This is a genomic window from Mesorhizobium erdmanii USDA 3471 (genome assembly GCF_000472705.1).
Taxonomy (GTDB): Bacteria; Pseudomonadota; Alphaproteobacteria; order Rhizobiales; family Rhizobiaceae; genus Mesorhizobium; species Mesorhizobium erdmanii.
The window spans coordinates 623,395-646,817 of the sequence record NZ_KI421453.1 but is presented as its reverse complement, the minus strand read 5'-3'; the positions used below and the strand labels follow the sequence as shown (position 1 = coordinate 646,817).

Below are 23,423 nucleotides of genomic sequence, written 5' to 3'. Positions count from 1 at the left end.
TCAGCCGCCTGACTTGGGTACCAGCAGAGGCACGATCCGGTCGCTCTTGGCCACGGGCGGACGGCCGGCGGAGCCGTAGGGGATGCCGAGCGCATCCCATGTCTCGACCAGCGCGTCCTGCAATCCCGCGATCAACGCGTCGGAATGGAACGGCGTCGGCGTGATGCGCAGCCGCTCGGTGCCGCGCGGCACGGTCGGATAATTGATCGGCTGGATGTAGATGCCGTGCACGCCAAGCAGCCGGTCGCTCGCCATCTTGCAAAGCTCGGGGTCGCCGACCAGCACCGGCACGATATGGGTTGGCGACTCCATCACCGGCAGGCCGACGGCCGAAAGGATCTGCTTGGTCCGGCTCGCCTGCTGCTGCTGCGCGTCGCGCTCGGCCTGCGATTGCTTGAGATGACGGATCGAGGCGGTGGTGGCGGCGGCGATCGCCGGCGGCAGCGCCGTGGTGAAGATGAAGCCCGGCGCATAGGAGCGAACCGCGTCGATCACCGCGCTGGTGCCGGTGATGTAGCCGCCCAGCGTGCCGAACGCCTTGGCCAGCGTACCCTGGATGATGTCGATGCGGTCGGCCAGGCCCTCGCGCTCGGTGATGCCGCCACCGCGTGGGCCGTACATGCCCACGGCATGGACCTCGTCGATATAGGTCATGGCGTTGTAGCGTTCGGCGAGCTCGACGATCTCTCTGATCGGTGCGATGTCGCCGTCCATCGAATAGACGCTTTCGAAGACGACCAGCTTGGCGCGTTCGCGTCCCGCCGCCTGCAACAGGCTTTCCAGATGCGCGATGTCATTGTGGCGGAAGATCTTCTTCTCGGCGCCCGAGCGCCGCACGCCTTCTATCATCGAGGCATGGTTCAACTCGTCCGAGATGATCAGGCAGTTGGGCAAAAGCCGCGCAATGGTCGAGATCGAGGCTTCGTTGGAGACGAAGCCGGAGGTGAAGACCAGTGCCGCTTCCTTGCCGTGCAGGTCGGCAAGCTCATGCTCGAGCTCGACCAGCGGGTTGGAGGTGCCCGAAATATTGCGGGTGCCGCCGGCGCCCGAACCCATTTTGCCGGCCGCGTTCTGGAACGCGGCGATGACATCGGGGTGCTGGCCCATGCCGAGATAATCGTTGGAGCACCAGACGGTGATTTCCTCGGCGCGGCCATTGGAACGCCATATGGCGCGCGGAAACTTCCCCGCTATACGCTCGAGGTCGGCGAAGACACGATAGCGACGCTCCGCATGGAGCTGGTCGATCGCTTCTTCGAAGAACCGCTGGTAGTTCATGTTAGTCTCCCGAACGAAAAACCGGACCGTTTGCGACACCAGGTCGAACGGCCTGGCATCAACTCTGCAATCGAGACGCCAGGCTCGCATTGAGCCAGGTCAAACTCCAGGCGATGTGCTCGTCATATCGGAGCAGCGACCGGAGTCGAATCGCGCGGCGAACTGTTGCGATCGGGATCTTGAAACTAGGATCGAGTGCCGCGTCGAGCATCGGTGCCGCTGTCGAAAGCGAACGCGGTTCGCGGCAACATGTCGTCGTCGCGGGTCTCGGCTTTTGGTCGGCCGAAGGCACAACGACGCTGTCACCTGGTCGAAGGCGGCCACACGGCCAGGTTAGCCGGCTTCACTATCCGACCATCGCAAATCGAATCTGGCGGCCGCCAAAATGATTCAAATCAAAGCGCTGCAAGAGCCGATATTTCAAAATGGTCTAATGTGGAATCCGATCGCAAGCGCGCCCTACGGCCGTAGCCTCGAAGTGGCAGTCATCGATGATGACGGCCTACACACGCTCATATTTCCCTGTGAGAAAGGGCGCGAAGGCTGGAAGAACGCCACCAACGGCGCTCGCGTCGACATTCGTCCGACACATTGGCGTGACTGGGAACCTAAAAACAAGCAGCCGGGCTAGCGTCTCTACTGCTTGGAGTTGGCGATCAACGCCATGCGCACGAGATGCGAGAGGCTGCCGGCGCCCATTTTGCTCATGACATTCGCGCGATGAATTTCGACCGTCCGCGGGCTGATGCCGAGATCATAGGCGATGGTCTTGTTCGGCAAACCCGAGACCAGACCATCCAGGACCTGACGCTCGCGCTCAGAAAGCGTGGCCAGATTTTTGTGGATATCAAGGGCCTGTGGATGCGCGACCGCCATCTGGCTGCGGTTGTCGAGAGCGAGGCGGATGACGTCGATGAGTATCTGGTCGTCGAAAGGTTTCTCGATGAAATCGGCCGCTCCCTCCTTCATTGCCTGGACAGCCAGCGCCACATCGGCATGCCCCGTCATGACGATCACGGGGACAGTCTGTCCGCGAGCCCTGAGCTGCCGCAGAAACTCGATCCCATCGATGCCGGGCATGCGCACATCGGTCAGGATGCAGCCGTCGATCTCCCCTGTCGATGTCGCCAGAAAAGCCGTGGCCGACTCGTGGAGGCGGACTGCGAAGTCAGCCGTCGCCAGCAGAAAGCCCAGCGATTTGCGAACATCCACGTCGTCGTCGACGACATGCACGACTTCATTGCCTGCCATTAGCAACCTCGTCCTTCTCGACAATGCGCAGGGTGAATCGGAACGCCGTTCCTCCACCGGGCATAGGTTCGGTCCAGATATGACCGCCATGTGATTCGACGATAGTGCGGCAAATGGACAGGCCGACGCCCATACCTTGTTTCTTGGTGGTAACAAACGGTTGAAAGAGCTGCGCCGATACCTCTGGCGCCAAGCCTGGACCCGTGTCTTTCACACTGACTTCTGCCATTCCGTCGGTGCGTACTTTGGTAACGACACGCAACTCGCGGCGTGCCGCCCCCTCCATGGCTTCAACAGCGTTGCGCATCAGGTTGAGCAACACCTGCTGGATCTGGATGCGATCGGTCAAGACGAGTTCGGCTGCCGGGTCAAGCTCATAGCTGACACGCACATCGGCCTCCCTCGCGCCCACCAGCGCCAGCGATGAGGCTTCCTCGATAATGGTCGTCAAACGCTCGACCTGGCGCTCGCTTTCGCCTCGCGCGACGAAATCGCGAAGGTGGCGGATGACGTCTCCAGCGCGCAAGGCCTGCTCGGCAGCTCTTTCCACGGCTTCGCGCAACAGGGCAGCGTTTTCATCCTGGCTCTTTTCGAGAAGCCGGCGGCTGCCTTTGAGATAGTTGGTAATGGCTGTCAGCGGCTGGTTGATTTCGTGCGCCAATGTCGAAGCCATCTCGCCCAGAGCTGTGAAGCGAGCCATATGCAGCAATTCCTGCTGCTGCTCCTGTATCCTGGCCTCTGCCTTGTGGCGTTCGGTGAGATCGCGACAAAAGCCGGTAAAAAAGCGGCCTGTGCCCGGATGCATCTCGCCGACAGCGAGTTCCATCGGAAATGTCGATCCGTCCTTGCGCATGCCAGTCACGGTTCGGCCAAGACCAATGATCCGGCGCTCTCCGGTGCTCAGATACCGGTGCAGGTATCCATCGTGCTCCTCCTGGTACGGCGACGGCATGAGAATACGGACATTCACGCCAATGACTTCACTTGACTTATAGCCGAACAGCATCTCGGCAGCCGTGCTGAAAGATTGAATGCGGGCCTGCTCATCGATAACCACCATGGCATCGGGAACCGTGGCCAGAATTGAACGCAGATGGTCCTCCCGCAATTGCAGCGCGGCATTGGCAAAGGAAAGATCACTGACGTCCGTGCCCTGGACGAAGATCGCCGTGATATGGCCATCGCCAGCCTTGATGGGCTGGTAGACGAAGTCGAGGATGCGTTGCTCGGTCGTTCCATCGTGCGCGTTGCGAAGCACGACTTTGACACCGCGCCCGACATAGGGCTCGCCAGTCTCGCTCACTTGGTCGAGCCGCTCAAAGAACCCCTGACCGTCTAGCTCGGGCAAAGCCTCCCGCACCGATTTTCCGATGACCAGCCGCTGACCGATCAAGCGTTGATAAGCGGCGTTGGTCAATTGGAAGACATGACCAGGTTCGCTGAGCAACGTCATGAAGCCCGGAGCCTGGTCGAACATCAGGGCGAGGAGCTCTTGTTCTGCCCCGACACCGCGCTTTTGCTCGCGCTGGTCAGCGGGAAGGTCCGCCGCTGCAACATCATCGTCGGATGAGACTGGCATCTTCTTGGTCACACGCAGCCCTTTGATCGAGAACCGGTAACACCGGCTGGTGTAGCACCCATCAATCCACACGCATACCAGCTCCGAGGTGAGCTGTAACGAGACGCCGACGTGGGTACCCCGCGCTCTTTGACCGGCATCAAGGCAGCACAGGTCACACACTGCAATTCATGATGCAAGCAATGTCTGCACCAGGAGTTCTCATGTCCTACAAGTCAATAATCGTCAATCTTGCCGTAGACGCAGATCCAGCCCCGATCGTGAAACTCGGGGCGACCCTTGCCGAGCGCTTTGGCGCTCATCTGATCGGCCTGGCAGCAGCGGATGTACCGCCCTTGGTCTCTACCGGTGAGGGACTGGTCTACGAAGGCGAGGTCATGCAGATCCAGCGGACCGAAATCGAAAAACGGCTCGCCGCACTGCACGGCGAATTCGAAAGACTCGTTCCGACCTCGCTCAGCAATGAATGGATGCAGCAGGTTTGCAGTCCCACCCGCCTGCTCGGCGCTGCTGCCCGACAGGCTGATTTGATCGTGACCGGCCCTGACGAAGGCGAAAATGTCTTCCGCGCCGTCGATATCGGAAGCTTGGTGCTCGGTATCGGCAGGCCGGTGTTGGTTGCAGCCAGCAATTGCGAGCTTATGCTGGCAAACACGGTCCTCGTTGCCTGGAAAGACACGCGAGAGGCGCGCAGGGCAATCGCCGATGCCTTGCCCTTTCTGTCCAAGGCCAAGGACGTCATCGTCGCCACGATAGACAGCGAACACGACGACGTGCGCAACAGCCTTGCGGATGTGGCGGTGTATCTTGAGCATCACGGCATCATGGCGAGAACCGAAATTCTCTCAGGCGAGCCCGAAGGAGAACGGCTGACGGCGTTCGCCCGCTCGATCCACGCGGACCTGATCGTTTCCGGCGCCTATGGACACAGCCGATTGCGGGAGTGGGCGTTCGGCGGCATGACCCGGACGCTGGTACAGGAGAGCGGCATCAATCGTCTGATGTCGTACTGAGGTTGTCATGTCGATCGGCAAAATCGATCTGGCCGTCGTGGATCCCAATGATCCAGATCAATTATCGCGCCGCGCAAGACAGCTAAGATGGCGGTCCAAGGAGTGAGCGACATGCGTTTTCTCGACTACCTGATTGCAGTTGACGTGCGGACGGCTCTGATGGACCGCATGATGCGGAAGCTCGGCGTCGACAGGCAGCTGAAGGTCGTTGCGGATCAGATCCAAGTTACCAATCGTGCCGTCGACAGATGCCGGTCTTGCGGCCATCAAGAGGAATGCTCGACCTGGCTCGACAATGAGCAGAATGCCAATCATCCCCCTGCCTACTGCCGCAACAGCGACCTGATCGCGCGGTTGCAGCTCGCTGCGGGGCAGCGTTAGCGCCAACGTTGGATGGCAATCGACATCGCTGACGCAGATTCGGTCGAATCTGCGGAACGCCGCCAGCTCCGTGCACCGCAGAACTGCACCCGTGGAGACCGATCCACAAAGGCGCTTTACGGAAAGGCTGCCCCAAATGGAAAAACCATGCTGTTCTGGATCATAGCCGCAGCCCTCACGCTTGGCGTCTGCCTGGCGGTGCTTTTGCCGCTGATTGGCGGTGTAAGGGGCGGTCCCGCCGCAGGCGACCACGATCTCGAAGTCTATCGCGATCAGCTTGCCGAACTCGACCTCGAGGTGACGCGTGGCCTCATCCAGCCGGCAGAAGCCGTGGAGGCGCGCGCCGAGGTCGGCCGCCGAATCCTGCGCCTCGCGGCCGGGGGGACCGGCATCGAGGCGAAACGGCCCGCCCACGCGGCCAAAATCGTGGCCACGGTCGCCGTACTATCGGTGCCTCTGGTGAGCTGGGGACTCTACGGCAAGCTCGGCTCGCCGGATCTGCCGTCGCAGCCGCTGGCAGCGCGGCTTGCGAGCAGGGACCGGTTCATCTGTCGATGCGCTGATCGCCCGCGCCGAGGCCCACCTTGCCGCAAACCCTTCCGATGGCAAGGGTTGGGACGTGCTGGCCCCGGTCTATATGCGCCTGCAGCGCTTCCCCGCGGCTGTGACCGCCTATCGCAATGCCATCCGCCTTAACGGCGACAGCGCCGCTCGCCAGACTGGTCTCGGCGAAGCAATCGCCAACGCCGCCGGCGGGATAGTCTCAACTGACGCGCAAGCCGCGTTTCGGACAGGACTTAAACTCGATCCCGCGAACGCCAAGGCAGCTTTCTATCTCGGCATGGGGCTAGCCCAGGAAGGCAAGAGAGCGGATGCCAACGCCGTCTGGCAAGGGATGCTGGAAACACTCCCGCCGGATTCTCCCTGGCTTGGCGCCGTCCAGCAGGCGCTGGGGAAGGGAGCCGAACCGGCGGTCGCCGCCGGAACCTCGGACGGTGGCCCTGGCCCTGAGCAGATCGAGGCGGCGCAAACGATGCCGCCGCAGGACCGACGGGCAATGATTGGAACCATGGTCGCCGGTCTTGATGACCGGCTGAAGCAAAACCCGCACGACGCGGAGGGATGGATGCGGCTTATCCGTTCCTTTGCGGTGCTCGGCAAGCGAGATCAGGCACGCGACGCGCTTCACCGCGCCGTCACCGCCTTTGGCACTGACAGCGAGGACGCCAAGAAATTCACCGGCTTTGCCGCCTCGCTCGGCGTAATGGCGAAGGAATAAGAGATGACACGCAAGCAGAAGCGATTGTCCGTGATCGTGGCTGGGCTGGCCTTTCTTGGCGCCTCCACGGGCCTCACCTTCTATGCGCTCGGCCAGAAGGCTTCCTATTTCTATATGCCAGCGGATCTCGCCTCGGCTCCTGTCCAGCCCGGCCAGCGCATTCGCCTCGGTGGCCTCGTCGAACGAGGAACCGTGGTGCGCGGCGAAGGGGCAACGGTCGCCTTCTCCGTCACTGACGAGCAGAGATCCGTCAAAGTCACTTATACCGGCATCTTGCCCGATCTGTTTCGAGAGGGGCAGGGCGTTATCACGGAGGGCACGTTCAGCACGGGCGGCGTCTTCGTCGCCGACAGCGTGCTTGCCAAGCATGATGAGCGCTATATGCCGAAGGAAGTCGCTGAGGGGCTGAAAGCCAAGGGCGTGTGGGAAGAAAGCAAGACCCAATAAGGCTCGGGTTTCCGGCGCGGCTTTCGCTGTTATGAAACCAGGATGACGGAAAAGGGGTCCGCACAAAACAGGCTGTCCTTGACTTGCCTGACGCCGGCAACATTCTCCGCCGCAACGATCGCCGCCTTGCGTTGACGCTCGTCGACAATCGCTCCGGTCAATTCGACAACGCCGTTGTCGACTTTCACCCCGATAAGGTCGCCGTCGCCCCATGATTGGCTCTGAAGCTCCGCGACGATTTGCTTATGGATCTGCTCGTCGTCGGACGCCGTGGCGCCCGGCTTCGGCGTGGTGTTGATCAGGGCGCGCAGCAGATCCGTGCGTGTGATGATGCCGACAATTTTGCCTTGATCGACAATCGGCACATTCTTGATGTCGTGCTGCATCATCAGGTCGACAATCTCCGCTAGCGATGTGGCTGGAGGCGCCGAGACGACCTCCGTGGTCATCACCTCGCGGATAAACCGTCCATTCGCGCGCACATAGTCATCGGCAAACTTGCCGGGACCATGGAGAAACCGCAGCCAGCGAGGACGAACCCGCTGCGTGCCAAGTTCTTCCCGGCGCAAGAAATCGCCTTCGCTGACAATCCCGGCGAGGCTTCCGTCTCTGTGCGTGACCGGCAGACAGCTGACCTTCCTTGAAAGCATAAGATCAACTGCTTCGGCGAGCGTGGCGGTCGCGTCAATCGTGATCACCGGCGTTGTCATTATGGCTTCGGCTTGCATGCCCACCTCCTGCTTTCTTCGCGCGATACTCGGGCATTCCGATCAGCATCGCTTTGATCTGAGTCACTAGAGCATGATGCCGAAAAGTGTGAAGCGGCTTTCGGAAGACATCATGCTCTATCCGTTTGATCTAGAAGCGGATTCAGATTTCAGGTCGACTTGATCTGAAATCATCCGACTCTGGGAGCGGGGGGTATCCCCAGCGCTGTCGTCGCTGTCGATCAGAATGCGCTCCGCGGCGCCATCGAGGTCCTCGTATTGACCGCTTCGCAACGCCCACAGAAAGCCCGACAGGCCGAGTGCCCCAAGAAGCAGAGCCGCCGGGATGAGGTAAATGAGGCTCGTCATCGAGATTGGGCCAGCACGCTGGCGCCGGCCGGTCTGCCTTGCGACATGCTTTCACGCGGCGCCGCCCGCGCGAAACGCTGAAGCCGCATGGCGTTTCCGATCACCAGCAGCGACGAGGCGGACATTGCGATCGCCGCAATGAGCGGCGTCACATGCCCGGTTATGGCAATCGGCACGGCAATGGCGTTGTAGACCACGGCGATAGCGAGGTTCTGACGGATCAGCCGCCCGGCCTTGCGCGAGATCTCCAGCGCAAGCGGCACGGCAAGCAGGCTCTCGCGCAGAAAAACGAAGTCGGCGATGTTGCGGCCGACATCGGCTGCCGTTGCAGGCGCAATCGAGACATGAGCGGCGGCCAGTGCCGGCGTGTCATTCAGCCCGTCGCCGACCATCAGAACCCTGTGGCCGGCGCGCGCCAGTGCCTCGACCCATTCGACCTTGCCGGAGGGGAGCAGTGACGGAACATAGCGCTCGATGCCCAAAGAGCCGGCGACTTCGCTGCACGCCTTGGCAGTGTCGCCCGACAGCATATTGATCGACACGCCGTTTGTCTTCAGTATGCCCAGGGCCTGCCTGGCATCGGCGCGCACGGCATCCTCGAACGCGAACGTGGCGACGATCAACCCGTTCTTCGTCAGCACCGTTCCACCATAGCCATGCTTACCCTCGCCGCCGGTTCTGGCTTTCCAGCCGGCCCAACCGCGCCTGCCGAGACGCCAGGTGTTGCCCTCAGTGAAGGCTTCCATGCCCAAGCCCGGGTGCTCGGTGACGGATTCGAGTTTGGGTTGCGCCGACGCGCTGGCAAAACGGGCTATTGCTTTCGAAAAGGGATGGTGGGAATGCGCTGCCATATCGGCCGCGATCGCCAGCATGGTCGGGTCGACCGATGACGCATTGATCAGCCTGGGCTGCCCGAGCGTCAGCGTCCCCGTCTTGTCGAACACGGCCGTGTCAATCATGGCCAGCCGCTCCATGGCCGAACCGTCCTTCACCATGACGCCGGCTTCAAACAGTCGCCGCGCCGCGACTACCTGCACGATCGGCACGGCGAGGCCGAGCGCGCACGGACAGGTGATGATGAGGACTGCAATTGCGATCGTGATCGCCTGGTGCCAGTCGCCGCTTGCTGCCATCCAGCCAAGAAACGTCAGCAAGGCGGCAAGGTGCACCACCGGAGCATAGAGCGAGGAGACGCGGTCGGCGATCCTGCGATATTTCGACCGACCGCCTTCGGCGGCCTCCATCAACCGGACCATTTCGGCGAGGAACGAATCCTTGGCCGCGGCTGTCGCCGTTATCGTGAGTGGGCCGGTGAGATTGAGCATACCGGCCTGGATATGCGATCCCGAACCGACTGTTCTGGGCGTGCTTTCGCCCGATACGAGCGAGCAGTCGAGATCCGAAGCGCCGCTGAGGATGGTTCCGTCGACCGGGATCCGTTCTCCGGCCGCGATCAGCAGCCGCATGCCTGGTTCGACCTCGCCGATCGGCAGGTAGTCGCGACCGCCTTCACCGCGCAACACCACGGCGCCGCGTGCCGCTAGCCGCGAAAGGCCGTTGACAGCCATCCGAGCACGCTCGCGCATGACATGGTCCAGCGTGCGACCGATCAACAGGAAGAACAGCAGCGACACGGACGCGTCGAAATACGCGTGCTCGCCGTGGTTGATCGTCTCGAAGAGGCTCATTGCGTATGCCAGTGACACACCGACCGCGATCGGCACGTCCATGTTCATGCGCCCGTGGCGCAGCGCATTCGCTGCCGAGCGAAAATAGATTCCGCCCGCAAAGAAGAGCGCAGGCAAAGCGATGAGCGCTGAAACCCAGTGAAACAGGTCCCTGGTCGCGCCCTCGGCACCGGACCAGACCGAGACAGACAACAGCATGATGTTTCCAGCAGCGAAACCGGCAACAGCCACGGCGCGGATCAGCTCTGCAAGCGTCCGGTCCTTTCCGGTCACCTCGGTATCGAAGAGGTGCGCCTGATACCCCGAGCGGTCGAGCGCCGCGAACATTGGCGGGACCACGTCGCCACGCCATCGGATCGATACGCGCTTCGTTGATAGGTTCACCCGCGCGCGTTCGACATGCTCAAGCTTGCCGAGCGCGGTTTCGATGGTGTGGATGCAGGCAGCGCAATGAACCGACGGCACCGACACGTCGGTCTGGTGGAGATCGCCGCCAAGCGAACGGCTCGCCAGCTTGATCTCGTCGCTCGACGGCGTGGCGGCGACAGTCAAGTCCAATGCCATTTCGGCGCCAGGCGCACAGCAGCTCAAAGCATCGCTCCCTTGGCAATCATGATCCGGCGAACATCGCGATAGGGTTCAGCCAGGCCGGCATCGGCATCGATCTCGACGATCCAGACCCCGTCCTTTGGCGTGTGCTGGGCACTGAACGCCTGCCCAGTGTCAGCGCCCAGGGTCACGACCTTGTCCTCGGCTTCGTATGCGGGATGGCGAAACAGTATCTTTACCGCGCGCAACGAGACCGGCTTGCCGGATGCGTCGGTCAACGAGTAGCCGACCTTTCCGGACGCTATGGTCAATTTGCCCGTCCAGCCGAGGGCCGCCTGCGCGCGCCCATCCCTGGCCTTCTGGTTGAATTGCTGGCTGGCGACATAGCTGTTTTCGACAACCAGCCCGGTCCAGCTTGTGTTTGCAAGCGTCGCCATCGTGACGTTGACGCCGATGACGACCGCGAAGAAGCCGACGATGGTGAAGAGCATGTGCTTGCCTGTAAATTCGCGGGCTTTATGTGGTTGCGCGCTCACTTGGCGGTCTCCGGTGCGTTGAATGTGGCCGTATATTCGGCTGACTCGACGCCAGCCTGATCCCTGATCCGGAATGTGAAGGTCCGCGCGATGCCTGTGATCTGGGCCGATGGCTGACGCACGAAAACCCTGAGCACCTTCAAGCGGTCGGGTTCTGCCACCGTGGTGAAAGACTGGGACGCTGGGATATCGATGCCGACGGCATTCATTTCGGCTCCAGGCAGGCCTTGCAGGCTGACCTCGATCGTTCTTGGCTCGGGGATCATGTTGAGCAGCTTGACGGTGTAGCCGTTGCGTATCGAGCCGTCCGCGAGCGTGACGAATTGCGGATTGCGGTCATGCAAAACGTTGAGCTCGAGCCGTTCGCGCGTCAGCAGCGAATAGAGCAGCACCAGCCCGATCGCCGACCACGCGCCGAGATAGATGAAGGTGCGAAGCCGGAAGATGTTGCGCAAATGGAAGTGCGCCAAGCTGCTGGCAAATGCCCCATCGGTCGTCCTGACCAGTGTCGGGTTGACCGCTGTGGTGCCGCCGGCAGTCGCCAGCGACATGTTGGCGTTGTAGTCCGACAGCGTTGCGTAGGCGATCAATCCGCGCTCTCGGCCGAGCTTGTCCATGACGCCATCGCAAGCGTCGATGCAGAGCGCGCAGGTAATGCACTCAAGCTGCTGGCCGTCGCGGATATCTATGCCCATCGGACAAACCGCAACGCAGGCATTGCAATCGACGCAGTCACCGGTGGGTTGGCCTGCGGCAACGGCCTTCTTGGCATGCCGCGATCTGGGTTCGCCACGCCAGTCATTGTACGTGACTGTCAGCGAGCTCTCGTCCAGCATGGCCGCCTGTATGCGCGGCCATGGGCACATATAGGTGCATACCTGTTCGCGCATGAGACCGCCGAACGTATATGTCGTCGCCGTCAGCACCAGGATGGTCACATAGGCAACTGGCGCGGCGGTGCCGGCTGCGACGTTCAGCGCCAGTGTTGGCGCATCGGCGAAATAGAAAATCCAGGCGCCACCGGTGGCCACCGCTATCAGCAGCCAGATGGCGTGCTTCGATATGCGCAGAACGAGCTTGCGGGCGGTCCACGGCGCGGCCTCAAGCTTGATGCGGGCATTGCGATCGCCTTCGATGGCGCGTTCGACGACCAGGAACAGGTCAACCCAGACTGTCTGCGGGCAGGCATAGCCGCACCAGGCGCGTCCGACAGTGGATGTCACAAGGAAAAGCCCGACGCCTGCCATCATCAGGAGGCCGGCGACGTAGTAGAATTCCTGCGGCCAGATTTCGACGAAGAAGAAGTAAAAGCGGCGGTTCGCCAGATCGAGCAGGACAGCCTGGTCGGGAGCGAACGGCCCGCGATCCCATCGCAGCCAAGGCGTCAGATAATAGATGCCGAGCGTGACCGCCATCACCAGCCATTTGAACTGGCGGAATCGGCCGGAAGCTCTCTTCGGGAAGATCTTCTTGCGCGCGGCATAGAGCGGCTGTCGCGTCTTGGCGGAATTCACCGCCTCGGCCTCGAGCCTTTCCACCTGCGTCTGATCCAACACGTGCCTCTCCAATGCCGGCAATGACAACACCTTGCCATCAGTCTTGCCGAAGGGGACGCCACGGCGCGTTGATGCAGGTCAAAGGCGGGGAGCCGAAACCAAATCGAGGCCCGGCATGGCCGGGCCTCGTCGCTTGGGCGGTTGAGGGCTTTGAGAAGAGGCCCCGCTTCCTATTCTCCACCGCCAAGCGAATGGACGTAGACGGCAAGTTCCTTGACCTTGGTATCGCCCAGGCGTCCGAGCCAGGCCGGCATGACGCCATGCTTGGGTGAGCGGACCTGCTCGGCGATAGCCGTCTCGCCGGACCTGTAGAGCCAGATTGCATCGGTCAGGTCTGGTGCGCCGAATTCCCTGTTTCCCTTGGCATTGTCGCCATGGCAGGCCACGCAATTTTCCTCGAAGACCTTGGCCCCGGGTCCTACAAGGCTCGAATCTTTGACTTTACCGGAAAGGCTGGCGACATAGGCGCTGACCTGTGTGATCTGTTCGGGAGTGATGATGTCGGCGAACGCAGGCATCTGCGACATCCTTGTATCTGGATCAGCGCTGAAACGGATGCCGTGCATGATCGTCTGCTGAATCTGGTCGGCCTTGCCGCCCCACAGCCAGTCGTCGTCATTCAGGTTGGGAAAGCCTTTCGATCCTTGCGCCCCCGAACCATGACACTGCACGCAATTGACCTTGAATGTCGCTGCGCCTGCCGCGACGGCGAATTCACGCAGCGCATCATCCGCTGCTATTTCAGATACGGACTTTTCCTGGATGGCCGTCACGAATCTGACCTTGGCGGTTTCCGCCGCGGCCAGCTCGGACTTCACCTCATTGCGTGAGGAATAACCGAGCACACCTTTCGTGGCCGAGCTCAGCATGGGCCAGGCCGGATAGGCGATCGTGTAGGCTGCCGCCCAGGCGATGGTGACGTAGAAAGTGATCACCCACCATCGCGGCAGCGGGTTGTTGAGCTCCCTGATCCCGTCCCATTCATGACCGGTCGTCGTGACGCCCGACACTTCGTCGATATGCTCGTTGCTCATGATCAGTCGTCCTTGAGCGGTATCTGGGCGGCCTCGTTGGCCTGCGTCTTGCCGCCTGGACGGAGTGCGAAGGCTATACAGCCGACGAAGAACAGCGCCATGGCAAGCAAGCCCCAGCTGTCGGCAAATTCCCGCATCAAATTGTAAGTCATCATCTGTTCCTCAACGGTAACCGGCGGCTTCGTCGTAGTTCTTGAAGTCGACGAGTGTGCCGAGCATCTGCAGGTAAGCGACAAGAGCGTCCATCTCGGTGACCTGTTGCGGATTTCCGTCCAGATCGCCGACCTTGGCTTTCGGATATCGCGCCAGCAACGCGGTGGTGTCGGCATTGGGATCCGCCTGCGCCATCAGATCGGCGTTGGCGTGAGCGATCATCTCGTCCGAGTAGGGCACGCCGACACGCCTGTTGGCGACCAGGTGGGTCGAAAAATCCTTCACCTCGATCGGATTGTCTTTCAGGAACGCATAACTCGGCATGATCGACTCCGGCACGACCGAGCGCGGGTCGGTCAGATGCTGGACGTGCCACGTATTGGAGTACCGGTCGCCGACGCGGGCCAGGTCGGGGCCGGTGCGCTTGGACCCCCACTGGAAAGGATGATCATACATCGACTCGGCCGCCAGGCTGTAGTGGCCGTAGCGCTCGACCTCATCGCGGAACGGCCTGATCATCTGGCTGTGGCAGAGATAGCAGCCTTCGCGCACATAGATGTTACGGCCGGCGAGTTCGAGCGGCGAGTACGGCCGCATCCCGTCGACCTTCTCGATCGTGTTGTCGAGGTAGAAGAGCGGCGCGATTTCGACGATCCCGCCGATCGTCACGACCAGCAGCGATCCGACCAGAAGCAGCGTGGCGTTTTTCTCGATAATCGCGTGTTTGTCCATCAAGCCCATGTCTGGCTCCTTATTCGGCAGGCTGGAGGGCGGGCGCGGCGCCCGACATCGGCTGTTCTTGGCGCTGATGGCCGCGGATTGTCATGGTGACGTTCCATGCCATGATCAGGGTGCCGGCGAGATACATCGCGCCTCCCGCGGCGCGCATGACATAATAGGGGTGCATGGCCGCGACGCTCTCGGCGAAGGAATAGACAAGGAAACCCTGCTCGTCGTACTCGCGCCACATCAGGCCCTGCATGATGCCGGATACCCACATGACGGCGGCGTAGACGACGATCCCAAGTGTCGCCAGCCAGAAGTGCCAGGTCACAAGTCGCAGGGAGTAGAGCCGCTCGCGGTTCCAGAGCTTGGGGACCATGTAGTAGATCGCGCCGAACGTGATCATGCCAACCCAGCCGAGGGCGCCGGAATGGACATGGCCGATCGTCCAGTCGGTGTAGTGCGACAGCGAGTTGACGGTCTTGATCGACATCATCGGGCCTTCGAAGGTCGACATGCCGTAGAAGGCGATGGCGGCGACCATCATGCGGATGATCGGATCGGTGCGGATCTTGTCCCAGGCGCCCGACAGCGTCATCAGGCCGTTGATCATGCCGCCCCACGAAGGCATCCAGAGCATGATCGAAAACACCATGCCCAGCGTCTGTGCCCAGTCGGGCAGGGCGGTGTAGTGAAGATGATGCGGCCCAGCCCAGATATAGAGGAAGATCAGCGCCCAGAAATGGATGATAGACAGGCGGTACGAATAGACCGGCCGGTTCGCCTGCTTGGGAACGAAGTAGTACATCATGCCGAGGAAGCCGGCGGTGAGGAAGAAGCCGACCGCGTTGTGGCCGTACCACCACTGGATCAACGCGTCCTGAACGCCCGAGAAGGCCGAGTAGCTCTTGGAGCCGAGGAACGAGGCCGGCATCGACAGGTTGTTGACGACATGCAGCATCGCCACTGTGATGATGAAGGACAGGTAGAACCAGTTGGCGACGTAGATGTGTGGTTCCTTGCGCTTCAGGATGGTGCCAAGGAAAAGGATCAGGTAAGCGACCCAGACGATGGTCAGCCAGATGTCGACATACCATTCGGGCTCCGCGTATTCCCGGCTTTCGGTAATGCCCAGCAGATAGCCGGTCGCCGCCATCACGATGAATAGCTGGTAGCCCCAGAAAACGAACCAGGCCAGATTGCCGCCGAACAAACGCGCGCGACAGGTCCGCTGCACGACATAGAGGGATGTGCAAAGCAGGGCGTTGCCGCCAAAGGCGAACACGACACCGGAGGTGTGAACCGGCCGCAGGCGGCCGAAATTGAACCAAGGCTGGATGTTGAGCTGCGGATAGGCAAGCTGTAACGCGATGACAACGCCAACCGACATGCCGACGACGCCCCAGAAAACCGTTGCTATCGTTCCGTACCGGATTGGTCCATCCATGTAAGCGGAAGGGTCGATCGGCGCGGCCGGCTTGAAATTCGAATTGCGCAACAAGATGGCCGTGAAGCCGAGCAGCACCAGGAACAGCACCCACATGTGCTGGCGGAAAGGTTCATCGACCCCGAAGCCCGCGGCCACAAAGGCGGCAAACGCAAATAGGCCTAGTAAGACGATCTCTGTGCCAAACTTCATCGCAAGTCCCCGATTTCGAATCCTGACGGACGCCAAAGCCGCGGGGCATGAATTCCGCAGCCGCTCTCGGCTCGCCTTGATCCAAATCAAAGCCGGATGGTTTTGCTTCGCTCAGCGTGAAGCTTCGTGAAATCGGGAGGCTGCGTTTGAAGAGGAAACCGCCGCACGTGTCGTCGCTCCGCGTCCGCCGCGGAGAACCCACCAAGGCTAAAGGGAAGGGCGTTCAGGGTGCGTCGGTTGCGACGATGCAGCGCTTGCATGGGGAAAAGCTGCGCCTGTGCAAAGCACTGGAGAGCATCGCCGATGCATTGCCCAACGTCGATCGCTTCAATTGCCTTGTCACGGCAAACAGCATCGTTCCTCTGCTTCGCGACACCCACTTGTTTGAGGAAACGGTCATTTTTCCTGTATATGAAGACGCCTTGACTTTGCAGGAAGCCGATTTCGCTTCCATAAGACGTCTCCGTACCGAACACATAGAGGATGAATGCTTCGCGGACGAAGTGACAGAACAGCTTTTAGGAATCGGGCACGGTCGTCCGGTCGAGAATGCCGAAGCCCTGGGATTTATGCTTCGCGGTTTTTTTGAGAGCTTGCGGCGGCACGTCGCGTTCGAGCACGAGCATGTCATGCCGCGCGTCATTTTCGCTGATCCTCAAACGCGGGCTTTTGACACGGGCAAACCGACCAGTCGGTGAATCTCAGTCGCCGCAGCGCTGCTCCAGGCGCTTCATGTCATCGATAATCACATGCCGGTTGTTCTCGATCCTGATCACGCCCTCGGCGCGCAATCGGGTCAGCTGACGGCTCACGGTCTCGGTCGTGAGGCCGAGGAAATCGCCGATGTCGGAACGCGTCAGCGGCAAGTCGAAGCTTGCTGACGGAGCAGAGGCATTCGCCGCGGGATCGATGTTCCTGGCAATCAATACAAGGAAGCTTGCAACTTTCTCCGAGGCGCTCTTGCGGCCCAGCATCACAATCCAGTCGCGTGCTTCGTCGAGTTCATTCAGCGCCTGCTTGAGCAGCCGATGCTCGAGCCCGGGCGACTCCTTCATCATCCGTTCAATGACGGTCTTGGGGAATGAACAAAGTGCAACGGGTGTTGCCGCCTCCGCATTGATCTCGCTCTCGGCCTTGAACGGCCGCCCAAGGAAGTCCGGCGCAAATTGCAGGCCGACAACCTGCTGGCGTCCATCGGAAAGGCTTTTGGTCAGTTTCACCACGCCGGAGAGCACGTTAGAATAGCTGCCGACGGTCTCTGCATCACCGACCAGTTCGACACCCGCCTCGACCTGGTGTTTCGACGAGGTCTTGGCGAGTCCGACAAGCTGGTCTGCGTCAAGGGCGCCGCAGACGCCGCGGTGCCGGGCTTCGCAGGACTGGCAAAGCACGGGGATGCCAGAACTGTGAACGTCCTGTCGGATGGACATGATGTCGCCTGATGTCGCCTGGGTTTATAATGGGTCAAGATATCATCACTGGCGCGTGATGCGGTTGCGGCAGTTTGTCCGTGCTTCGCTTGATTGAAATCAAGGCTTCGCCCCTGAGAGCCGGGCAGATTGCCGCCCATGCAAGCTACAGCCGCCACCATTCAAGCACGCTCGACGCCTCTTGCGAACATCGCCGAGACCGTGCCCCGATACACCAGTTATCCAACCGCTCCGCACTTTCACTCCGGCATTGACGCCATTTCAGTCCGCGGCTGGATGGAAGCGCTTGAAAGCAATGAAGAGATCTCACTCTATCTGCATATACCTTTTTGCGACAGGCTATGCTGGTTCTGCGCCTGCCACACCAAACAGACACGGCATTATGCCCCGGTTGCGACCTTCCTGCGGGCTCTTCACCAGGAGATTCACACCGTAGGCGCTATTGTGCGCGGTCGATGTCGAGTGCGCGCCGTTCATCTGGGCGGTGGCTCGCCGACCATGTTGAAACCCGACGACATCGTGGCCTTGGGAAGAGCCCTGCGAGATCGGTTCGACTTTCTTGAGGATGCCAGTCTTAGTGTCGAAATCGATCCGAACGACATGGACGAGGGCCGCCTTGACGCTTTCGCCAGGATGGGCATGACAAGGGCGAGCCTCGGGGTGCAGGATTTCGATCCCAAAGTGCAGAAAGCCATCAACCGCGAACAGAGCTTCGAGGCGACAAAGGGTGTAGTCGACGCAGTGCGCGCGCGCGGCGTCAAGTCCGTCAACCTCGATCTGCTCTATGGTCTGCCGCACCAGACGCTGGATAGTGTCGCCGCGACCGTCAACCAGGCGCTTAGTCTGCGACCGGACAGGATTGCGCTGTTTGGCTATGCACATGTCCCTTGGTTCAAGAAACACCAGACGATGATCGATGAGGCATGGTTGCCCAATTCAGACGAGCGCCTGGCGCAATCGCAACGCGCTGCAGGGATGATCCTGGATTGCGGCTATCAAGCAGTCGGCCTCGATCATTTCGCCAGGCCCGACGATACGCTTGCCATCTCGGCCCGCGCGGGCAAGATCCGGCGCAACTTTCAAGGTTATACCGAAGACGCTTGCGACACCCTGATCGGCCTTGGTCCCTCGGCGATCAGCAAGTTCCGTCAAGGCTATGCGCAGAATATCGTTGCCACGGGCGAATACGAAAAAGTCGTGAGTTCGGGTCAGTTGGCGACAGCGCGCGGCATCGCGTTCAGTCTCGATGACCTTGCCAGAAGCTGGATCATCGAGCGACTGATGTGCGATTTTGCATTCTCGGCCCTCGACCTCGTCGAACGCTTTGGCGACGCCGGGCAGAAACTGCTGCTCACGGCAAGCCGCATGGCGAATGGCTCTGACGCGCTGCTTGTGCTCGAAGGCGATCATTTCATCGTTCCGGTTGATGGCCGCCCGCTTGTCAGGGTGGTGGCATCGAAATTCGACAAGTATCTCGAGAATGGCGCGGGCAAGCATTCGCTGGCTGTTTGAGTTGTGACGTTCTGCCGAGAAGGCTCGAAGAGCTCGCCATTTCCAAAGGGTTTATGCGCGTTAAGACAGCAATCAGACAGTCCGTGGACCAGCCCAGCGGCAGAAAGCTGCTCGCGCCCATGGGATCCGGTGGCGAAAACGTGTTGCGGCCACGCTGACCAGACTGGAAATACTTCGACCGGACTTTACGGAATTGCAATCTATCACCTCTAGAACGGTGCTTAACTCGGACGATCGCCTCCAGGCGAAGGCATGATGCCATTCTTCCGCGCCGGTATCAGGCCGGCGGTTGCGATGACTTTTGCACAATTGCGACGCCATCGTTGCGTCCCGTGCCGCTGACGCCAATCGCGCCGGCTTCCGAAAGGCAATTCCATGAAATTCCTGATTGCGGCAGCGCTGCTATGCGCGCTTCCGGTTTCCCATGCCATGAGCGCATCCCTCCCAGCGCCAGAGGGCGACGTTGTTCTTACGATTACCGGCGATATCCAGAACACCAACAAAGCGCATACGGCGACGTTCGACCTGGCGATGCTGCAGGCGCTCGCTGGTCGACAGGCTATCATGGAAACGCCGTGGACGAACGGCGCCACGGAGTTCGACGGACCTTATCTGAAAGCCATCCTGGAGGCCGCTGGCGCCCATGGCAAGACATTGAGGATCAAGGCCCTCAACGACTATTCGGCTGATGTGCCGATCGGTGACGCGACAGATTACGAGACGATCCTTGCCGTGAAGATGAATGGGAAGCCGATGTCGGTTCGCGACAAGGGGCCGCTCTTCATGATCTACCCCTTCGACAAGAATCACGAACTCTACAATGAAAAATACTTCTCGCGCTCGGTTTGGCAGATCAAGGAAATCGAGGTCGTCGATTGAAGCCCGAACTGATCGAGAGCCGTGAGGCGGTACACAACGCCGGCAAGGCAACCCGCTATCTGATCGCGGTCTCCATCGGCTTGATGGTTGCACTGGGGGCGGCATTCGCGCATTTGGCGACCCGGCAGAACACCCTTCAGGATGGCATTCGCGAAGATGCATTGTGGGCGGTCTATCAACTCGACCGAGAAAGCCGAACCCTTGCGTATGCGACCGACAGGCTGGCCGGCAAGAGCACCGTCGACCCCGATGAACTCAAGGCGCTCAGTCTGCGTTATGATATCCTTTATTCGCGCCTCTCGATCCTCGACAATTCCAAATATGCGTCTTTCTTCGAAACCAGTGACACCTTCCGCGGCGCGCGTGTACAGGTGCGAGCTGCCGTCGTCGGTCTTGAACCCGCTTTCAACCGGATTGCCGACGGCCAGTCGGTCGATCATGCCACCCTGGTCGCGGCCTCGGAAACGCTTGGCGGCCTGCTGAGCATCACCGAGTCCCTGCTCAGTTTCACCAACGCCTCTGTTTCTGCCGCCCGCGCCGATGCACGCGACGAGGTCATGCGTCTGCAGCAACTATCCGCCATCGTCGTTCTGGCGCTCGGCTGCTCGATCGGGCTCCTGATTCTGAACCTGATGCGACAACTGCGGATCGTTCAGGTCACCAGCCGGCAGCTAGAGCGGTGACAGCGCGGTCAAGGTCCTCGCTGTAGATCCGTTGCCCTCGGTGGCCGCTTCAGATCGCTCCGCAATGGATGTCCGCATGGCCCTGTCGAGGGCGATCCACAGCCTTTGAGGCTCGCAGATGGCGATCGCTGGAGTTGTCGATCCTCACAGGGCACCGTCGCCTGGGTGGCATTGTCCGACATCAGGAGGCCCGAGGCGAAAGAACATCGCCAACCTCAAGCTTTTGGCGATGCGCTCGGCTCTCGCGACAAACACAGCTGCCGTGTCGGGAGCGAACAACTCCGCAGCCGTCGTGGCAAACAGGGCTTGCCAGATTTCGAAATCCGCTTCGGTGACGCCCCGCAGCCTGGTGTGTGCCGGCACCGGCCGTCCGTGGTAGTCACCACTCTTGAGGATGACGGAACACCAGAAGTCCGTCATCTTTTCCAGGTGGGGCTTCCAGTCGCTGCTTATCTCACGGTCGAATATCGGCCCGAGGCGCTCGTCGTTCCTGACCCTGGCATAGAATTCTCGAACCAGTTTGTCTATCGATTGCCGATCGACGCCGGCCTTGTCCAAAGGCTCTTCCGCGACAGGAACCACCCGCTCGATTGGTGCGGAATTGAAAGTCATCCATGCTCTCCGCGGTTACGAGATGCCCAACTCGCGAAGAGCGGACCGTAACATCCCCGATCGTTCGTGGACGAGCCGGAAACCCAGATTGTCAGGTGGGGTCCCGACCGCGCAACCACCGCTTTTGCCGTCCCGGATGAAGTTCGACATGTAGGTGCGATGGAAGCCTTCCACGGCGTGGACGCCGCAATTTTCAATGGAATCCGCCGCCTGTGTGCCGTCGCTGGCGATTGTCGTGTGGACGTAGCAGGTGGATGTCCATTCCCATACATTACCCGCAATGTCTGCCAATCCCTTTGAGTTGATCCCGAACGCCCCTTGTGCCCTGGGCTCCGGATCGGGCACGCGCCCAAGCGAAGTTTCCTTGCGATACTGGTCAAGCCAACGCTGTGCCGGGTTGTTCGGGTCGCTTGCATTTCCCTCTATGTCGCCCCGGAAACGTTCACCGGCCGCATAGGCCCATTCGAGGTCCGTCGGCAGTCGCCAGGTTTCACCGGTGCGTTCTGACAGCCACTTTGCATAGGCATCGGCGTCAATGTGACTAACGCCAGTCACCGGGACGTCGCCAACCTTGCGCACATCGGCCGGTTTGCAGGCGCCTTCGCCAACGCAGCGTGCATAGTCCGCCACGCTCACCTGATACTTCATGATTTCCAACGGCGTATCGATAGCCTCTCGGGTGACCGGCGCCGCGACAGGATGATTGTCCCGCAGGAATTCGCCGGGCATGGGGTGGTCGAATGCGCCAGGCTGCAGCACTGCGGATACCGGAGAAGGTAATGGCGACGCCGGGCTGCCGACCTCGTTGGCTATGCCCACGCCTATCAGCGCGGCGGCTCCGATGACGCCGAATGTGAAGACAGGATCAAAGGACATGAGGGTAGAATCCGGTGATGGATGCAACCCCGTGGGGCTGCATCCTCTTCTGTCCTATTTCAGGAAGCGATCGCTTTCGGTGCCGCAACCTGGGTCATCAAGTCGTCGTTCCAGGTGCCGCCGTCGACCGTGAAGTGGGCTGTAGCGCCCAGTTCAACCGCCTCGATCAGATTGTGGTTGACATAGGCGTACACGCCGGGCTGCAGGAACGTGTAGAGCGCCGCGCCCGCCGACCCACCACGGATGAACCATGTTTCGAGATCCTTGGCTGGCGGATTGGCAAATTTGCCCTGTTCCCAGACGAAGTCACCATGACCACCAATCAGGTGGGGACGAGTGTCGCGGTTGGCCTGGGAATGCACGATGAGGATCGTTTCCCCAACCTTGGCCTTCATTGCATGCTCGCCGGTTAGCGATCCCGCCTTGCCGTTGAACACGACATGGGTGGGGATCAACCCGCGCATCACTTTCACGGTGTCGTCATAGTTGTCGCCGGCCGAGTCATACTTCTTGAATTTCCCCTGTTCGTCGCGCGGGATGTAGAAGTCGTTTTCGCCGACATAGTAGATGCGGTCATAGTGGATCGACTTGCCTTTATCGTCTTTCAGCCCGTCGCGCGGCAGCACCATGACTGCTCCACTCATGCCCGACACGACATGCCACGGGATCATCGCGCCGCCGGGCGCGCAATGATAGACGAACGTCCCCGGTCGGGTGGCCTTGAAGCGCAGCGTGACCTGCTCGCCAGGATTGATCAGCGTCAGGCCGCCGCCGCCGAGCGCGCCGGTCGCCGCGTGGAAATCGATATTATGAGCAAGCGTGTTCGTATCGGGGTTGATGAGGGTGAGCTCGATGTAGTCGCCTTCATGCACGACCATCAGCGGGCCTGGAATTGACCCGTTGTAGGTCATCGCGTTCAACTGCGTGCCGTCGGCGTCGATGACGATCGGCTTTTCTTCGATGGTCATCGTGAATTCGACGACTTTCGGCCCGCCCTTGGCGACCTGGTCATGAGCATGGACGAAAGGCGGCGCCACCAGCGTGACCTTTTCGCGTGGCAGGCCGGCGACGTCTTTCGCACTCGCTACTGCCGGCATTGCACTTATGGTGGCAACGGCAGCAGCCGTAAGAACAGATCCCAACAAAGCTTCACGTCTGGTAAGCATCTTAATCTCCTTCGTTTCGGGCCGTTGATGCTTACTGTGTAGACGCATGGATCAAGATGTTCTTTGCGCTAACGCAAACCGGA

The 23,423-nt window shown here is 60.6% G+C and carries 23 protein-coding genes and 2 pseudogenes; 9 read left to right on the top strand and 16 right to left on the bottom strand.

Annotated features, from left to right (window positions below; all coding sequences use genetic code 11):
- Window positions 1-1,278 (bottom strand): 5-aminolevulinate synthase, encoded by a 1,278-nt coding sequence (hemA, locus tag A3AU_RS0130415; RefSeq protein ID WP_027054424.1) that lies wholly within the window; start codon window positions 1,276-1,278, stop codon window positions 1-3.
- Window positions 1,279-1,663: 385 nt separating this feature from the next.
- Here hemA and A3AU_RS0130405 point away from each other — a divergent pair, with 385 nt between their 5' ends.
- Window positions 1,664-1,909: a hypothetical protein gene (locus A3AU_RS0130405; protein WP_335337261.1), complete on the top strand. Its 246-nt coding sequence runs from the start codon at window positions 1,664-1,666 to the stop codon at window positions 1,907-1,909.
- Window positions 1,910-1,914: 5 nt separating this feature from the next.
- Here A3AU_RS0130405 and fixJ read toward each other — a convergent pair whose 3' ends face one another.
- Together fixJ and A3AU_RS0130395 are read right to left on the bottom strand one after the other, a co-directional pair.
- The gene (fixJ, locus tag A3AU_RS0130400; RefSeq protein ID WP_027056252.1) at window positions 1,915-2,529 is read right to left on the bottom strand and encodes a response regulator FixJ; all 615 of its coding nucleotides are present in this window, start codon (window positions 2,527-2,529) and stop codon (window positions 1,915-1,917) included.
- Window positions 2,516-4,006 carry a PAS domain S-box protein gene (locus tag A3AU_RS0130395; protein WP_418001087.1) on the bottom strand — a complete coding sequence of 497 codons (1,491 nt, stop codon included), beginning with the start codon at window positions 4,004-4,006 and terminating at the stop codon, window positions 2,516-2,518. Before A3AU_RS0130395 ends, fixJ begins: the two co-directional genes overlap by 14 nt.
- Window positions 4,007-4,311: 305 nt before the next feature.
- Here A3AU_RS0130395 and A3AU_RS0130390 point away from each other — a divergent pair, with 305 nt between their 5' ends.
- The 4 genes and pseudogenes from A3AU_RS0130390 (at window position 4,312) to ccmE (ending at window position 7,228) form a co-directional block, all read left to right on the top strand.
- Window positions 4,312-5,121 carry a universal stress protein gene (locus A3AU_RS0130390; RefSeq protein ID WP_027056250.1) on the top strand — a complete coding sequence of 270 codons (810 nt, stop codon included), beginning with the start codon at window positions 4,312-4,314 and terminating at the stop codon, window positions 5,119-5,121.
- A gap of 87 nt (window positions 5,122-5,208) precedes the next feature.
- Entirely contained in the window at window positions 5,209-5,502 is a 294-nt protein-coding gene (locus A3AU_RS0130385) for a DUF6455 family protein (RefSeq protein ID WP_027056249.1), read from the top strand.
- A 147-nt stretch (window positions 5,503-5,649) separates the two neighbouring features.
- Window positions 5,650-6,781: pseudogene (ccmI, locus tag A3AU_RS1000000137040) on the top strand (c-type cytochrome biogenesis protein CcmI).
- Between the two features lie 3 nt (window positions 6,782-6,784).
- Complete coding sequence (gene ccmE, locus A3AU_RS0130375) at window positions 6,785-7,228, top strand: cytochrome c maturation protein CcmE (RefSeq protein ID WP_027056248.1); 444 nt, start codon at window positions 6,785-6,787, stop codon at window positions 7,226-7,228.
- Window positions 7,229-7,257: 29 nt separating this feature from the next.
- Here the strand turns inward: ccmE and A3AU_RS0130370 are convergent, their stop codons facing one another.
- The 9 genes and pseudogenes from A3AU_RS0130370 to ccoN form a co-directional block, all read right to left on the bottom strand.
- Window positions 7,258-7,956, bottom strand: a complete 699-nt coding sequence (locus tag A3AU_RS0130370) for a CBS domain-containing protein (protein ID WP_027056247.1) — start codon at window positions 7,954-7,956, stop codon at window positions 7,258-7,260.
- A gap of 207 nt (window positions 7,957-8,163) precedes the next feature.
- A pseudogene (ccoS, locus tag A3AU_RS1000000140195) lies at window positions 8,164-8,304 on the bottom strand (cbb3-type cytochrome oxidase assembly protein CcoS); the annotation flags it as partial.
- Window positions 8,301-10,583: a cation-translocating P-type ATPase gene (locus A3AU_RS0130360; protein WP_027056245.1), complete on the bottom strand. Its 2,283-nt coding sequence runs from the start codon at window positions 10,581-10,583 to the stop codon at window positions 8,301-8,303. The pseudogene ccoS and the gene A3AU_RS0130360, both read right to left, overlap by 4 nt.
- The gene (locus A3AU_RS0130355; protein WP_418001086.1) at window positions 10,580-11,032 is read right to left on the bottom strand and encodes a FixH family protein; all 453 of its coding nucleotides are present in this window, start codon (window positions 11,030-11,032) and stop codon (window positions 10,580-10,582) included. Before A3AU_RS0130355 ends, A3AU_RS0130360 begins: the two co-directional genes overlap by 4 nt.
- A 41-nt stretch (window positions 11,033-11,073) precedes the next feature.
- Window positions 11,074-12,633, bottom strand: coding sequence for a cytochrome c oxidase accessory protein CcoG (ccoG, locus tag A3AU_RS0130350; protein WP_027056243.1), 1,560 nt, complete (start codon window positions 12,631-12,633; stop codon window positions 11,074-11,076).
- Window positions 12,634-12,803: 170 nt separating this feature from the next.
- Window positions 12,804-13,667, bottom strand: coding sequence for a cytochrome-c oxidase, cbb3-type subunit III (ccoP, locus tag A3AU_RS0130345; RefSeq protein WP_027056242.1), 864 nt, complete (start codon window positions 13,665-13,667; stop codon window positions 12,804-12,806).
- Between the two features lie 2 nt (window positions 13,668-13,669).
- Window positions 13,670-13,822, bottom strand: a complete 153-nt coding sequence (locus A3AU_RS0130340) for a cbb3-type cytochrome c oxidase subunit 3 (RefSeq protein WP_027056241.1) — start codon at window positions 13,820-13,822, stop codon at window positions 13,670-13,672.
- A gap of 7 nt (window positions 13,823-13,829) precedes the next feature.
- Window positions 13,830-14,561 carry a cytochrome-c oxidase, cbb3-type subunit II gene (ccoO, locus tag A3AU_RS0130335; RefSeq protein WP_027056240.1) on the bottom strand — a complete coding sequence of 244 codons (732 nt, stop codon included), beginning with the start codon at window positions 14,559-14,561 and terminating at the stop codon, window positions 13,830-13,832.
- A gap of 10 nt (window positions 14,562-14,571) precedes the next feature.
- Window positions 14,572-16,182, bottom strand: coding sequence for a cytochrome-c oxidase, cbb3-type subunit I (gene ccoN, locus A3AU_RS0130330; RefSeq protein ID WP_027056239.1), 1,611 nt, complete (start codon window positions 16,180-16,182; stop codon window positions 14,572-14,574).
- Window positions 16,183-16,427: 245 nt separating this feature from the next.
- Here ccoN and A3AU_RS01000000136395 point away from each other — a divergent pair, with 245 nt between their 5' ends.
- On the top strand, window positions 16,428-16,880 hold the full coding sequence (locus A3AU_RS01000000136395; protein WP_051355511.1) for a hemerythrin domain-containing protein: 453 nt from the start codon (window positions 16,428-16,430) through the stop codon (window positions 16,878-16,880).
- A 3-nt stretch (window positions 16,881-16,883) separates the two neighbouring features.
- On the opposite strand, the gene A3AU_RS0130320 is transcribed toward A3AU_RS01000000136395, so the two are convergent.
- Window positions 16,884-17,612 carry a Crp/Fnr family transcriptional regulator gene (locus tag A3AU_RS0130320; protein WP_027056238.1) on the bottom strand — a complete coding sequence of 243 codons (729 nt, stop codon included), beginning with the start codon at window positions 17,610-17,612 and terminating at the stop codon, window positions 16,884-16,886.
- A gap of 138 nt (window positions 17,613-17,750) precedes the next feature.
- Here A3AU_RS0130320 and hemN point away from each other — a divergent pair, with 138 nt between their 5' ends.
- The 3 genes from hemN to A3AU_RS0130305 all read left to right on the top strand — a co-directional run bounded on the left by hemN (window position 17,751) and on the right by A3AU_RS0130305 (window position 20,686).
- Complete coding sequence (gene hemN, locus A3AU_RS0130315) at window positions 17,751-19,124, top strand: oxygen-independent coproporphyrinogen III oxidase (RefSeq protein WP_051355506.1); 1,374 nt, start codon at window positions 17,751-17,753, stop codon at window positions 19,122-19,124.
- 375 nt (window positions 19,125-19,499) lie between these two features.
- Window positions 19,500-20,003: a putative pterin-binding protein gene (locus tag A3AU_RS0130310; RefSeq protein ID WP_027056236.1), complete on the top strand. Its 504-nt coding sequence runs from the start codon at window positions 19,500-19,502 to the stop codon at window positions 20,001-20,003.
- A complete protein-coding gene (locus tag A3AU_RS0130305; protein ID WP_027056235.1) occupies window positions 20,000-20,686 on the top strand; it encodes a hypothetical protein in 687 nt (228 codons plus the stop codon). The genes A3AU_RS0130310 and A3AU_RS0130305 overlap by 4 nt, the downstream gene beginning before the upstream one ends.
- Before the next feature lie 144 nt (window positions 20,687-20,830).
- Here A3AU_RS0130305 and A3AU_RS01000000136390 read toward each other — a convergent pair whose 3' ends face one another.
- The 3 genes from A3AU_RS01000000136390 to nirK form a co-directional block, all read right to left on the bottom strand.
- On the bottom strand, window positions 20,831-21,244 hold the full coding sequence (locus A3AU_RS01000000136390) for a group III truncated hemoglobin (protein ID WP_154674695.1): 414 nt from the start codon (window positions 21,242-21,244) through the stop codon (window positions 20,831-20,833).
- A gap of 69 nt (window positions 21,245-21,313) precedes the next feature.
- Entirely contained in the window at window positions 21,314-22,174 is an 861-nt protein-coding gene (locus tag A3AU_RS0130295; protein WP_027056234.1) for an SUMF1/EgtB/PvdO family nonheme iron enzyme, read from the bottom strand.
- A gap of 59 nt (window positions 22,175-22,233) precedes the next feature.
- Window positions 22,234-23,340 (bottom strand): copper-containing nitrite reductase, encoded by a 1,107-nt coding sequence (nirK, locus tag A3AU_RS0130290; protein WP_027056233.1) that lies wholly within the window; start codon window positions 23,338-23,340, stop codon window positions 22,234-22,236.
- Between the last annotated feature and the right edge of the window lie 83 nt (window positions 23,341-23,423).